Raw genomic sequence first — 13,092 nt, 5'->3', positions numbered from 1 at the left:
CTCAGATGACCGCTATCCAGGCCGTCCTGCCCTCGCTCTCGCCGGTGATGCCGGAGCTGATCCTCGCGATCGGCGTGCTGGGGCTGATCCTCTACGGCGCCTTCCGGGGCGAGCGCTCGGTCGAGAGCGTCAATGTCGGTGCGCTCATCCTGCTGATCCTCGCCTTCTTCGTGGTCGTGTCGCAATCTGGCGCCAAGATCACGACCCTCAACGGGTCGTTCATCGTCGACAACTTCTCGAAGGTGATGAAGGCGCTGATCCTGCTCGGCTCGGCCGCCACGATCCTGCTCTCGCGCGACTATTTCCAGCGTGAGCGCATCGACCGGTTCGAATTCCCGATCCTGATCGTGCTCTGCACCATCGGCATGATGGTGATGGCCTCGGCCAACGACCTGATCGCCCTCTATCTCGGCCTCGAACTGCAGTCGCTGGCGGCCTACGTCATCGCCGCCTTCCACCGCGACAACCTGAAATCGACGGAAGCCGGGCTGAAGTACTTCGTCCTCGGCGCCTTGTCCTCGGGCATGCTGCTCTACGGTTCGTCGCTGGTCTACGGCTTTACGGGCACCGTCTCCTTCCCCGGCATTGTTTCCGCGCTCAACGACAATGCCGGCATCGGCATCGTGCTCGGTATCGTGTTCGTGGCCGCCGGCGTCGCCTTCAAGATGTCGGCCGTGCCGTTCCACATGTGGACGCCGGACGTCTACGAGGGCTCGCCGACCCCCGTGACGGCCTTCTTCGCCTCGGCCCCGAAGATGGCCGCTGTCGCCATGACCGTGCGCGTCTTCATCGGCGCCTTCCCGGACGTGACGTCGATCTGGCAGCAGATCATCGTCTTCGTCGCCATCGCCTCCATGACCCTCGGCTCGTTCGCCGCCATCGGCCAGCGCTCCATCAAGCGCCTGATGGCCTATTCCTCCATCGGCAATGTCGGCTACGCCCTGATTGGCCTCGCCGCCGCCTCGGAGGAGGGGATCCGCGGCGTAGTGATCTACATGATTATCTATCTCGCCATGACGCTGGGCGCCTTCGCCGTGCTCCTGTCACTGCGTCGCGGCGGGCAGATGTACGAGACGGTGGACGACCTCTCGGGCCTCTCGCGCACGCATCCGGTCCTGGCCTTCTGCCTCGCCGCGATGATGTTCTCGCTTGCCGGCATCCCGCCGCTGGCCGGGTTCTTCGGCAAGTTCTACGTCTTTGCCGCCGCAATAAAGGCCGATCTCGTCGGTCTCGCGGTGATCGGTGTCGTCACGAGCGTCGTCGGTGCGTTCTATTACCTGCGTCTCGTCAAGGTGATGTATTTCGACGAGCCCCAAGCCCCGTACGAGACCATGGCGCCCGGCCTGCGCATCGTGCTCGGCCTTTCGAGCGCAGTAGTGGTGCTGTTCTTCCTCGTGCCCTCTCCCCTGGTCAGCGCGGCGGGGGCCGCGGCCAAGTCGTTGTTCTAGCATTGTGTCCGGGTATCGACTCGGCCCGGCGGCCAAGGCTGCCGGGCATCGGCTTCACGTTCACGAGAGCCTGAGCTCGACCAACACCCAGGCGATGGACCTCGCGCGCCAGGGTGAACGGGGGCCGCTCTGGGTCGTCGCGCTCAGGCAGGACGCGGGGCGCGGCCGCAGGGGGAGCACTTGGGCCTCCCTGCCCGGCAACCTCACCGCCAGCCTGCTCTGGCCGGTCTCGGACGTCGATCCAGTCCATGTGCCGAGCCTCGGCTTCGTCGCCGGCGTCGCGCTGATCGCGGCTCTGAAGCGAACGATCAGACCATCTCACCCTGGACAACCAATCACATCATCTCAGGAAGAGGTTGAAGGTCGAATAAGCCCGTTCCGCCTGAAATGGCCCAACGACGTCTTGGTCTCCGGCGCGAAGCTCGCGGGTCTGCTCCTGGAGGCCGAGATCCATCCCGGCGGCCGCAGATCGGCGGTGATCGGCTTTGGCGTCAACGTTGCCGCGTCACCGCAGGACTTGCCTTATCCCGCGACAAGCCTCAGTCAGAGTTCGCACGAAACGCGCGCCGAGGATCTGTTCGACTACCTGTCGGACGAAATCGTCGCTGCAGCGCGACTCTGGAGTCGGGGCGGCGGATTCTCAACGATCCGCCGGCTTTGGCTCGACGACGCCGCTGGAATCGGCGCACCGGTTTCGGTGCGGATCGGCGGCGAGATCGTGCATGGAATTTTCGAGACGATCGACGAGGCGGGGCGGCTCGTCGTCCGATCGGATGATGGGACGCGACGGACCGTGACGGCGGGCGAGGTGCATTTGGGTTCGGCCGCGACGGCGGCTTGAGGTTTTACAGTGATGACGACAGGGCAAGACGAACTCGTCTTCGTGCCGCTCGGCGGCGTGGGCGAGATCGGCATGAATGCGGCGCTCTACGGCTTCGGGCCGGAGAAGCGGCGGAAATGGATCATGGTCGATTGCGGAATGGGCTTTGCCGGGGAAGAGGGCTTCCCGGGCATCGACCTCATGTTCCCCGATCTCAGCTTCATCGAGGAGCGCAAGGACGACCTCCTCGCCATCTTCATCACCCATGCGCACGAGGACCATATCGGCGCCATCGGTGAGCTGTGGCCCAAGCTGAAGGCGCCGGTCTATGCGACCCGCTTTGCCAAGAACTTGCTCGAGGCGCGGCGCCTCAGCGAGCCGGGCGCGCCAAAGGTGATCCTACGCGAGATCGCGGCGCATAAGCCGGTGACGGTGGGCCCGTTCGAGATCGAGTACGTTCCGGTGTCGCACTCGATTCCGGAATCGAACGCGGTCGCCATTCGCACCGCGCACGGCCTGGTCCTGCATACGGGTGACTGGAAGCTCGACGCCACGCCGATCCTCGGCGACGTCACCTCGGAAGCCTCGTTCCGCAAGTTGGGCGACGAGGGCATCATCGCCATGATCAGCGATTCGACCAACGTCGTGCGCGAGGGCCGCAGCCCGAGCGAGGCCGAGGTCGCCGCCACCCTGCGTGAGCTCATCGCCGAGGCGCCTCACCGGGTCGCCGTCACCACCTTCGCCTCCAACGTCGCCCGCATGCGGGCGGTGGCCGAAGCAGCGCGCGATTGTGGCCGCGAGGTCATCGCCGTTGGGCGCGCCATGGACCGTGTCATCGGCGTCGCCCGGGAATGCGGCTTCCTCGACGGCCTGCCCGATTTTCGCTCGGCCGACAGCTACGGCTACCTGCCCCGCGACAAGGTGGTCTGCCTGCTCACCGGCTCGCAGGGCGAGGAGCGTGCGGCGCTCGCCCGCGTCTCCCGTGACGATCATCCTGACGTGACGCTGGCCGCGGGCGATCGCGTGATCTTCTCGTCCCGCGCCATTCCCGGCAACGAGCGGGCGGTGGGCGCGATCATCAACGACCTGATCAATGCCGGCATCGAGGTGGTCACCGACCGGACGAAGCTCGTCCACGTCTCCGGCCATCCGCGCCGCGACGAGATGGCCGAGATGTATGCCTGGACCCGTCCGAGGACCGCGATCCCCGTCCACGGCGAGGCGTTGCATCTCGACGAGCATGCCCGCTTCGCCCTGGCACAGGGTGTCGGCAACGTGGTCAAGGCCCGCAACGGCAGCGTCGTTCGCCTTGCCCCCGGCACGCCGGAGATCGTCGAGCACGTGAAGGCCGGCCGTCTGTTCAAGGATGGCAACATCCTGATCGACGGGAAAGACCGCGCCATCCCCGAGCGCCGTAAGCTGTCGCAATCCGGCGTCGTGTCTGTCGCCATCGCCATCGATGTCCAGGGCGAGGTTCTCGGTGAGCCTGCCATCGACATCATGGGCCTGCCCAATCGCGGCAAGAACGGCCAGCCGATGCTCGACGTCGCCGTCGAGGCGGTGTCACGGACCCTGAGCGGCCTGTCGAAGCAGAAGCGCAAGGATGCAGAGGCCGTGGAGAAGGCGGTCGACCGGGCGATCCGCTCGGCCGTGAACGAAGCCTGGGGCAAGAAGCCCGCCTGCCACGTGCAGGTGGTGGAGGTGTGAGAAAGCGGGGTGGAACGGTGGCCTGACGCTGCCCTTCCACCCCGCGACCTCATCCTGAGGTGTCCGGAGCGCAGCGAAGGCCTCGAAGGAGCCCTCCAGCACGCGCTGCGACCGCTGGAGGGCTCCTTCGAGGCCGCTGGTGCGGCACCTCAGGCCGAGGGGGATGGGTAGGATCACAAGAACGAAAAGAGGGAGCAGACCATGATCGGACGCCTGAACCACGTGGCTATCGCCGTACGCGACCTTGATGCGGCCTGCGCCATCTATCGCGATACCCTCGGCGCCACGGTCACCGAGCCCCTGCCGCAGCCGGAGCACGGGGTGACGGTGGTGTTCGTGAACCTGCCCAACAGCAAGGTCGAGCTGATGTCGCCGCTGGGCGAGGGCTCGCCCATTGAGAGCTTCGTGGACCGCAACCCGAACGGCGGTGTTCACCATGTCTGCTACGAGGTCGACGACATCATCGTCGCCCGGGACAAGTTGAAGGCTCAGGGCGCCCGCGTTCTCGGCACCGGCGAGCCGAAGATCGGCGCACACGGCAAGCCGGTGCTGTTTCTCCACCCCAAGGACTTCCTCGGCACCCTCGTCGAGCTGGAGCAGGTGTGAGAGGCGTGAGTGCCCTCGTCCAGACCGTCTCGGCCACAATCTGGCGGACGCTGGCCACCATGGCCGTCATCGTCTCGGCCGTGGCGGCCCTCGCAGTGGTTCTGTTCAAGCTGACGGTGTTCGGGGCCTTCGCCCTGTATTTCGTGGTCTGGTGGACGCTGCTCTTCGTCATCCTGCCGTTGCGCAACCACGTCGAGACCGACCCGTCGCTGATCGTCCCGGGGCAGGATCCAGGGGCGCCGGCGGCCCCGCGCCTGCTCGAGAAGGCGATCTGGACGACGTTGCTCGCCAGCCTCGTCTTTCTCGTGGTGATCCCGATCTTCGAGCTGTCGGGTCTGTAGCGCCGCGATCGGGCCGGATGTCGGACAGGGCAGGGTCGGATCGTCCCGCGCCCGTATCCGGCGGGCCGCATACGCCATAAAAAAAGCAAGGCGTGAGCCTTGCTTTTGAGACGATAGATGACGTGTCAGCCTATTTTATCTCACGCATTTCTGACGGCGTGGCGGCTGAAATTTCCTCCCGAGACTCGGACCTCGCGCTGCCTCTCCGGGCGTCGCGACCATCACGGTGGCGCTTATAGGAACTGGATTGCGCATTGTCACGCCTTCGGAGATGATTCCTGGCGTTTTTTTGCAAGACTTGGTGGGTTTGAGCTCCATTTCCCCCCGCGACCCGGTTCCGTGACCATGCGGGCTTTCCCTGACCCCGCACGGCGCTTGTCTTTTCTCGATGCAATGTGTTGTGTGCCCCGCAATGATGCGCGGTACGATCGCGCTCCAAAACGATCCAGGGCCCCCGATGCGTCTCTCCCGCTATTTCCTGCCGACCCTGCGCGAGACGCCCAAGGAGGCTGAGATCGTCTCCCACCGCCTGATGCTGCGGGCCGGCCTGATCCGTCAGGAAGCGGCGGGCATCTATGCCTGGCTGCCCCTGGGCCTGCGCGTACTCAACAGGGTCTGCGCGGTGATCCGTGAGGAGCAGGATCGGTCAGGTGCCATCGAACTCCTGATGCCGTCGATCCAGTCGGCGGAGCTGTGGAAGGAATCCGGCCGCTACGAGGCCTACGGCAAGGAGATGTTGCGCATTTCCGACCGGCACGACCGCGAGATGCTGTTCGGCCCCACCGCCGAGGAGGTCATCACCGAGATCTTCCGCGGCAGCGTGCGCTCCTACAAGGACTTGCCGAAGAATCTCTACCAGATCTCCTGGAAGTTCCGTGACGAGGTGCGGCCCCGCTTCGGCACCATGCGTTCGCGCGAATTCCTGATGAAGGACGCCTACTCGTTCGATATCGACCAGGCGACGGCCCGGCACGCCTACAACAAGATGTTCGTGGCGTATCTGCGCACCTTCGCCGGCCTCGGCCTCAAGGCGATCCCCATGCGCGCCGATACCGGCCCCATCGGCGGCGACCTCAGCCACGAGTTCATCATCCTGGCCCAGACCGGCGAGAGCGAGGTGTTCTGCGACAGGCAATACCTCGATTTCGACGTTCCGCCGGTCACCACAGATTTCGACGACGTGGCCGGTCTCCAGGGCACCGTGGACCGCTGGACCTCGCTCTACGCCGCCACCTCCGAGATGCACGAGCCCGCCGCTTTCGCCGAGGTCGGCGAGGACAAGCAGATGGCCGCGCGCGGCATCGAGGTCGGGCACATCTTCTATTTCGGCACCAAGTATTCCGAGGCCATGGGCGCCAAGGTCACCGGGCCGGACGGCGTCGACCGCCCCGTGCATATGGGTTCCTATGGCATCGGCCCGAGCCGTCTTGTGGCCGCGATCATCGAGGCCTCGCATGACGAGGCCGGCATCATCTGGCCGGATTCCGTGGCGCCGTTCGACGTCGCCCTCATCAACCTCAAGACAGGCGATGCCGCGACCGATGCGGCCTGCGCCGAGATCCAGTCCAACCTCGAGGCCAGCGGCCTGACGGTGCTCTACGACGACCGCGACGAGCGTCCCGGTGCCAAGTTCGCCACCGCCGACCTCATCGGCCTGCCCTGGCAGGTCGTCGTGGGTCCGCGCGGCCTCGCCGAGGGCAAGGTCGAGATCAAGCGGCGCTCCGGCGGCGAGCGCGAGAGCGTGGCTCCCATCGACCTGATCTCGCGCCTGAAGCGGAGCTGAGGCCGGCATGGCTCTGGCAGAGACGGTGAAGGAACGGCTGGCGGGGCTTTCCGTGCTGTTCAAGCGCGGCAGCACGCCGCCCTTCGCGGCCTTCGAGTGGATCATCGCCGGGCGCTATCTCCGCGCCCGGCGGCGCGGCGGCGGCGTCTCCGTCGTCGCCTTCTTCTCAGTCCTCGGCATCACCCTGGGGGTCGCCACCCTCATCATCGTCCTTTCGGTGATGAACGGGTTCCGCACCGAGTTGCTATCGAAGATCGTCGGCATCAATGGCCACGTCTTCGTTACGCCCATCGACAAGCTGTTCACCGATTACGTCGATCTCTCCGACCGCCTCTCCAAGGTCGCCGGCGTCCGCTCGGCGATTCCCCTGGTGGAAGGCCAAGCCTTCGCCTCGTCGCCCTATGGCGGCAGCGGCGTGCTGGTGCGCGGCATCAGGGGCGAGGACATCGATTCCATCGGCTCCATCGCCAAGACCATCCGGGGCGGCACGCTCGATGGGTTCGACGACGGCACCGGTGTCGCCATCGGTCGGAGGCTCGCCGAATCGCTGGGCCTGCAGGCCGGCGACCAGATCACCCTGTCCACGCCGAAGGGCGCGACGACACCGTTCGGCACCGCGCCGCGCACCAAGGCCTATACGGTCAAGGCGATCTTCGAGATCGGCATGACCGAATTCGACGCTACCTTCGTGTTCATGCCGCTCGCCGAATCCCAGGCCTTCTTCAACCGGGACAGCGACGTCAGCCTGATCGAGGTCTATCTCGACAATGCCGATGCCGTGGCGCAGCTGCGGCCGGATCTCGAAATGGCGGCGGAGCGGCCCGTTCTCCTCACCGACTGGCGCCAGCGCAACCGAACCTTCTTCGGGGCGCTGGAGGTGGAGCGGAACGTGATGTTCCTGATCCTCAGCCTCATCGTCGTGGTGGCGACCCTCAACATCGTCTCCGGCCTGATCCTGCTGGTGCGCGACAAGTCGAGCGACATCGCGATCCTGCGGACGATGGGGGCCACGCCAGGTACCGTGATGCGGGTCTTCCTCATCAACGGGGCGCTCATCGGCGTGGTCGGGACGCTGGGCGGGCTGGCGCTTGGCACGCTCATCACCCTCAACATCAAGCCGATCCAGCGGGTGCTGTTCCCCTCCGCCTGGGACCCGACCGTGCGGTTCCTGGCCGAGATCCCCGCCGAGATGAATTCCGGCGAGATCACGGTGGTGGTCCTCACCTCCATCGCCCTGTCGCTCGTGGCGACGCTCTATCCCTCCTGGCGCGCCGCCCGGCTCGATCCGGTGCAGGCCCTGCGTTACGGCTGAGGGGAGATTCAACCATCATGACAACCCAAGCCGAGGCGGCCGGCGCGCAGCCGGTCCCGGCCCTGTTCTTTGCCAAGGTCGAACGCCGCTATACGCAAGGGACGGGAGCCCTCGACATCCTGCGGGGGGCCGATCTCGCGATCTGGCCCGGCGAACTCGTGGCCCTGGTGGCACCCTCGGGGGCGGGCAAGTCGACGCTTCTGCATCTCGCCGGCCTATTGGAGCGGCCGGATGGGGGCGAGGTCTATATCGGCGGCCAGCCCACGGCGGCCATGCCTGATGCCGAACGCACCCGCTTTCGCCGCGAGGAGATGGGCTTCGTCTACCAGTTCCACCACCTCCTGCCGGAATTCTCGGCCCTGGAGAACGTGGTGATGCCCCAGCTCATCCGAGGCCTCGGGGCTAAGGAGGCCAAGGCGCGCGCCACGGAACTCCTGAGCTTCCTCGGCCTGAAGGAGCGCCTGATCCACCGCCCGGCCGAATTGTCGGGCGGCGAGCAGCAGCGCGTCGCCATAGCGCGCGCGGTCGCCAACGGCCCGCGCCTGCTGCTGGCCGACGAGCCCACCGGCAACCTCGACCCGCACACGGCGGCGCATGTGTTCGGCATCCTCGTTTCGCTGGTCCGCGCCTCGGGCCTCGCCGCGCTCGTGGCCACCCACAACATGGAACTCGCCGCCCGCATGGACCGGCGCGTCACCATCCGGGACGGATTGATCGAGCAGCTGGCATAAGGTCAGACCGCCCTGCCTTCGTCACCGTCGGCGGGGCGCCATCTTCTCGATCGCGTCGCAGGCGGCGGAGACCCCGTCCAGCCCGTCGAGACGCAGCCTCAGATCTCCGCAGGCGCGAGCCACCTCGGCCGAGGCCAGAAGACGGCGAAGTCGGCGCGCGCCGCGCGCGGGCGTGAAGCGGCGACGGCTCAGGCTCGTTCCGGCGCCGAGGCGCTTCACCCGCGCCGCCTCATCGAAATGGTCGAACGCCACCGGAACGATCATCTGCGGTGTGCCGGAGGTCAAAGCCTGCGCCACGGTGCCGATCCCCCCATGGTGGATCAACGCCGCCGACCGGGGCAGCAGGACGCTGAGCGGCGCATAGGGCACATGGATCAGGGAATCCGGCAGGGACTCCGGAACCTGACCGTGCTCCGGAGCGAGCAGCACGCCCCGCCGCCCCAGACGCTCGCAGATGGCGAGGGCAGTTCGGAAGAAGGCCGATGCCTGGCGCATCGCCGATCCATAGGTGAAGACCAGGGGAGGATCGTCGCTCCTCAGAAATTGCGTGAGACGGGGTCCGAGGCGGTCCGTGTCGCCGAAGCGGTCCGCGACGGGGAAGCCCACATGCACGGCCTGCCGGGGCCAATCTGGCTGAGTGGCCGCGAACCACTCGGGAAAGAGCAGAAGGACACGGGAGGGGCTGTTCCACCAGTAGCGCAACCGGCGCACGGGATTGAGGCCGAGCTCCTGTCGGAACGCATTGATGGTCGGCAAGGCGGCCGGGCCGATCACGTATCGGTCGGCACCCCTGCCGACCCAGTGCCGGATCCGATGTGGCGTCCAGGCAGGCAGCGGCACGCCCGGCAGGATCGGGGAGGCGTAGCGGCTCTCCATCAGCAGCGGCATTGCGTGGATCGTGATAACGGGGAGGCGCAACTTCTCCTGAGCCACCCGCGCGCCGAAAGCCAGGGTCGAGGCGACCACGATCGAGTGGCCTTTGCACGCGTTCGCGGCGATCCAGCGATAAGTCTGCTCGGTGGCGGCCGCCAGGTTTCCAAAGAGCGCGGCGGCACCCCGGCGCGGATGCCAGAGCTCGGGATCTGCGGTGATGCGGCGGTAGTCGCGATCGTCCCCGAGAGAATGGAAGGGCAGGCCGATCCGTGCAGCGTGATCCGCGAAGGGGGCGGGGGCGGCCAGGATCACATCATATCCGCGACGGAGAAATTCCGCGCCGATGGCCAGAAACGGAAGGATGTCGCCATGGGAACCGATGGCGACGAGATGTATTCGCATTCGACCATTCACATAGGATAGCGAAAATGGCTAAGAATGGAATGTTTGTCCGCGGTTCTTCGCCTAGATTGACCTTTCAAGTGCTTGAGAGTCGAACGGGTTGCGCGGGGAGGACTATTTGTCCGCTTTCACACGAAGCCCGGCGGGCGATCGTGAGGATTCCTTGCCCAGTGTAAGGGGAACATTTCGGGAGGCGGAGAAGACCGCCGAGGCCGGGCGCATGGGGTTAGACACCGTGCACTGTCGACCTGTTAACCGTGCGCTAACCACATTGCGAAACACGCGAACTACCTGCTTTACAAGGAACAAAACAAGAACAAAGATCATCGCGTCAACGAGAGGCGATCACAATGCTCAAGCGGATGATCCTGACCGGCGCGGTGGAATTCATGGCCTTCGGGTTGCTCTCCGGCGCGTTCGTCGTCTGGGCGGTGGCGCTGGCACCTCTGCGGTAGGGGGGCGGCCTTAACGTTCGGTGAGCTTCAGCTCGATGCGGCGGTTGCGGGCGTAGACGTCGTCGCTGGTGCCGGCCTCGATGGGCTGGAATTCACCAAAGGCGGCGGCGAGCAGGCGCTGAGGCGGGATGCCCCTGCCCGCCATGTACTGCACCACGGCGATGGCGCGGGCCGCCGAGAGCGACCAGTTCGACGGGAATTGCGAACTGGCGATGGGACGGGCATCGGTATGCCCGTCGACACGAAGGACCCAGGGAATATCCGCCGGGATCTGCTTCGACAGATCGAGGATGGCCGTGGCGATCCGGTCGAGCTCCGGCGCCGCCTCGGGCTTCAGGCTCGCCGAGCCCGCCGGGAACAGCACCTCCGATTGCAGGACGAACCGGTCGCCAACCACGCGGATGTCGCTGCGGTTGCCGAGGATCTGGCGCAGGCGGCCGAAGAAGTCGGAGCGGTAGCGCGCCAGTTCCTGCACCTTCTGGGCGAGGGCCACGTTGAGGCGGCTGCCGAGATCGGCGATGCGGGCCTGGCTCTCCCGGTCACGGCTTTCGCTCGCAGCCAGGGCATCCTCCAGGGCGGCGAGTTGCCGGCGCATGGCGCCGATCTGTTCGTTGAGGAGATCGATCTGTGACGCGGCGCGGGCGTTGGTGGCGCGCTCGGCCACCAGTTGCTTGTCGAGTTCGCCCTGGCGGTTGTCGCCGCCCGCGGCGGCGCCGGCCTGTTCCTTCAGTTTGTCGCGCTCGGCCTCGGTGCTCAGAAGCGTTGTGCGCAGGTTCGAGGCCTTCTCCTCCTGCGCCCGGCGCGTGGAGCGCTCCAGCGCCAGGAGGTCGGTGAGGTCGGCGATCTGTCGGTTGAGGCGGTTCAGCACCGAATCGCGGCCGGTGATCTCCTGGGACAGGAAGAACTGCCCGACCACGAAGATCGTCAGCAGGAAGACGACGGCGAGCAGCAGCGTCGCCAGGGCGTCGACATAGCCTGGCCAGACGTTGAGGCTCCGGTCCCGGCGCGTGCGCAGCGAGGCCATCAGGTCTTCTCGCGGCCGAGCCGGTCGAGCACCTGCTTGAGTTCACGCTCCCGCGTCGCCTGCGCCTCGACCCAGTCGCGGATCATCTGCTGCTCGGCCCGCATGTGCTGAACGAGGCCCTGGATGCCCTCGGCGAGGTTGGTCATCGCCTGGGTCGCCACGCGGCCGTTGGCTCCCTCGGAGATAATGGTGGAGAGCCGGTCCACCGCCTCGGTGAGCTCGCGGGCGGAGGCCGGCTCCTGCGCCGCGACGGGGCGCGCCGCAGCGGTCTGCTCCTCGCCGGAGACCAGCCAATCCTCCAACTCGTTGTGGAAGCGGGCATGGGCTTGGCCGGCCTGGAGGTCGAGGAAGCCGGTGACGAGGGAGCTCGACAGGCCGAACAGCGAGGCCGAGAAGGCGAGGCCGATGCCGGAGAGCGGCTTGGCGAGACCGTTCTTCAATTCGTCGAACATCGCGCTGGCCTCGCCGCCGCCGCGCATGCTCTGGATCACGCTGCCCACCGCGCTCAGTGTGTCGATGAGGCCCCAGAAGGTACCGAGGAGGCCGAGCAGGATCAGCAGCCCGGCGATGTAGCGCAGGATCTCGCGGCCCTCGTCGAGGCGCGCCGCCACGGTGTCGAGATAGGAGCGGATGCCGGCCTGCGTCGTGCCCTCGCGCCGCGCCAGGATCGCCGGGGAAAGCGGTGCCAGGAGCGAGGGCGGCTTGGCCGAATCCTCACCGGCCGCGACCGCGTTGACATAGGCGACCTCGCGGAAGAGGCGGATCACCTGCCCGAAGGCGAGCAGGATGGCGATGAGGAGCACACCGAGGATCAGCCCGTTCAACCCGGCATTGGCCAGGAAGGCCGGCGTGATCTGCCGGAACAGGACGAAGGCGAGAAACCCGACCAGGGTCAGGAAGACCAGCATCCGGACAAGATAGATGCCCGGGCGGCTCAGGGGGGCAGTCGCGGAGCGGGTCGCCATGGGGTGTCGGGGACTCTGAAGACGCCGGTCTCTGACCATGCGTCGAGCTGCGGAAACGAAAAGCACCGGGCGTGCGCTCAAGCTGAGCTACGCACACATTCGACGCATCGCCGCCCGCGATCAAGCGGCACGACTTCCTCGGATCGATCGAACGGCGTCTATGCACGGAATAGAGGAAGCGGGACACGGGATCGACCGTGGCGGATCGGGTCGATATGAGCCCACAGTTCATCTCAACCGGGCGATCGGGGCGTCAGGCACACCGAATCGGCACCTCGATGATGCGGCTCGGGGTCGATTCCCAAGGACGTTTCTGGACGAGGCGGACGGTCGTGTCACCGGGCTGCTCCAGGCGAACGCGAAAGACTTTTTCTCGCGTCGCCCCGACGCCTTCTCCCGCCGGCCCCAAGGCCTCGCTCACGATCGTCGCCGCCTGCTGCGAAACCTCGGCATGCCAGAGAAAGACCCGATTCCCTTACCGGGGGCGGACACCTCGATCGTGTCGCCAGAACACGCCTTGATCGGGCCGCGCCGTTCGAGCTCCATGAGGTTCACTCCAGTGCGATTCCTAATCGCGTACCGGTTTGCCCGCACACAAGTCGCTCGTTCGAGCCGGAGGCCTTAC

At 66.4% G+C, this 13,092-nt stretch carries 11 protein-coding genes; 8 read left to right on the top strand and 3 right to left on the bottom strand.

Features of this window, described 5'->3' with window-relative positions:
* Window positions 1-5: 5 nt before the first annotated feature.
* The 8 genes from nuoN (at window position 6) to K368_RS0101505 (ending at window position 8,748) form a co-directional block, all read left to right on the top strand.
* Entirely contained in the window at window positions 6-1,448 is a 1,443-nt protein-coding gene (nuoN, locus tag K368_RS0101540; protein WP_027170849.1) for an NADH-quinone oxidoreductase subunit NuoN, read from the top strand.
* A 4-nt stretch (window positions 1,449-1,452) separates the two neighbouring features.
* A complete protein-coding gene (locus K368_RS0101535; RefSeq protein WP_036265865.1) occupies window positions 1,453-2,289 on the top strand; it encodes a biotin--[acetyl-CoA-carboxylase] ligase in 837 nt (278 codons plus the stop codon).
* 12 nt (window positions 2,290-2,301) lie between these two features.
* Entirely contained in the window at window positions 2,302-3,975 is a 1,674-nt protein-coding gene (locus K368_RS0101530; RefSeq protein WP_027170847.1) for a ribonuclease J, read from the top strand.
* Window positions 3,976-4,176: 201 nt separating this feature from the next.
* Window positions 4,177-4,581: a methylmalonyl-CoA epimerase gene (gene mce / locus K368_RS0101525; RefSeq protein WP_027170846.1), complete on the top strand. Its 405-nt coding sequence runs from the start codon at window positions 4,177-4,179 to the stop codon at window positions 4,579-4,581.
* A complete protein-coding gene (locus K368_RS0101520) occupies window positions 4,578-4,922 on the top strand; it encodes a DUF1467 family protein (RefSeq protein WP_027170845.1) in 345 nt (114 codons plus the stop codon). Before mce ends, K368_RS0101520 begins: the two co-directional genes overlap by 4 nt.
* A 457-nt stretch (window positions 4,923-5,379) precedes the next feature.
* Complete coding sequence (proS, locus tag K368_RS0101515; RefSeq protein WP_027170844.1) at window positions 5,380-6,705, top strand: proline--tRNA ligase; 1,326 nt, start codon at window positions 5,380-5,382, stop codon at window positions 6,703-6,705.
* A 7-nt stretch (window positions 6,706-6,712) separates the two neighbouring features.
* Complete coding sequence (locus K368_RS0101510; RefSeq protein WP_027170843.1) at window positions 6,713-8,017, top strand: lipoprotein-releasing ABC transporter permease subunit; 1,305 nt, start codon at window positions 6,713-6,715, stop codon at window positions 8,015-8,017.
* Window positions 8,018-8,034: 17 nt separating this feature from the next.
* The gene (locus tag K368_RS0101505; RefSeq protein WP_027170842.1) at window positions 8,035-8,748 is read left to right on the top strand and encodes an ABC transporter ATP-binding protein; all 714 of its coding nucleotides are present in this window, start codon (window positions 8,035-8,037) and stop codon (window positions 8,746-8,748) included.
* A 21-nt stretch (window positions 8,749-8,769) separates the two neighbouring features.
* Here K368_RS0101505 and K368_RS0101500 read toward each other — a convergent pair whose 3' ends face one another.
* The 3 genes from K368_RS0101500 to K368_RS0101485 form a co-directional block, all read right to left on the bottom strand.
* Window positions 8,770-10,023 carry a glycosyltransferase gene (locus tag K368_RS0101500; protein ID WP_027170841.1) on the bottom strand — a complete coding sequence of 418 codons (1,254 nt, stop codon included), beginning with the start codon at window positions 10,021-10,023 and terminating at the stop codon, window positions 8,770-8,772.
* A gap of 465 nt (window positions 10,024-10,488) precedes the next feature.
* Window positions 10,489-11,502 (bottom strand): peptidoglycan -binding protein, encoded by a 1,014-nt coding sequence (locus K368_RS0101490; RefSeq protein ID WP_027170840.1) that lies wholly within the window; start codon window positions 11,500-11,502, stop codon window positions 10,489-10,491.
* Window positions 11,502-12,467 (bottom strand): MotA/TolQ/ExbB proton channel family protein, encoded by a 966-nt coding sequence (locus tag K368_RS0101485; protein ID WP_027170839.1) that lies wholly within the window; start codon window positions 12,465-12,467, stop codon window positions 11,502-11,504. The genes K368_RS0101490 and K368_RS0101485 overlap by 1 nt, the downstream gene beginning before the upstream one ends.
* Between the last annotated feature and the right edge of the window lie 625 nt (window positions 12,468-13,092).

Source organism: Methylobacterium sp. 10, from assembly GCF_000519085.1.
GTDB lineage: Bacteria > Pseudomonadota > Alphaproteobacteria > Rhizobiales > Beijerinckiaceae > Methylobacterium.
The sequence above is the reverse complement of the archived record's forward strand: the minus strand, read 5'-3'. Positions and strand labels throughout refer to the sequence as shown.

What these genes read in the sequence shown, in the direction of transcription:
- nuoN (WP_027170849.1), top strand. Translation starts at nt 6, where the DNA reads ATGACCGCTATCCAGGCCGTCCTGCCCTCGCTCTCGCCGGTGATGCCG.
- K368_RS0101530 (WP_027170847.1), top strand. Translation starts at nt 2,302, where the DNA reads ATGACGACAGGGCAAGACGAACTCGTCTTCGTGCCGCTCGGCGGCGTG.
- mce (WP_027170846.1), top strand. Translation starts at nt 4,177, where the DNA reads ATGATCGGACGCCTGAACCACGTGGCTATCGCCGTACGCGACCTTGAT.
- proS (WP_027170844.1), top strand. Translation starts at nt 5,380, where the DNA reads ATGCGTCTCTCCCGCTATTTCCTGCCGACCCTGCGCGAGACGCCCAAG.
- K368_RS0101510 (WP_027170843.1), top strand. Translation starts at nt 6,713, where the DNA reads ATGGCTCTGGCAGAGACGGTGAAGGAACGGCTGGCGGGGCTTTCCGTG.
- K368_RS0101505 (WP_027170842.1), top strand. Translation starts at nt 8,035, where the DNA reads ATGACAACCCAAGCCGAGGCGGCCGGCGCGCAGCCGGTCCCGGCCCTG.
- K368_RS0101500 (WP_027170841.1), bottom strand. Translation starts at nt 10,023, where the DNA reads ATGCGAATACATCTCGTCGCCATCGGTTCCCATGGCGACATCCTTCCG.
- K368_RS0101490 (WP_027170840.1), bottom strand. Translation starts at nt 11,502, where the DNA reads ATGGCCTCGCTGCGCACGCGCCGGGACCGGAGCCTCAACGTCTGGCCA.
- K368_RS0101485 (WP_027170839.1), bottom strand. Translation starts at nt 12,467, where the DNA reads ATGGCGACCCGCTCCGCGACTGCCCCCCTGAGCCGCCCGGGCATCTAT.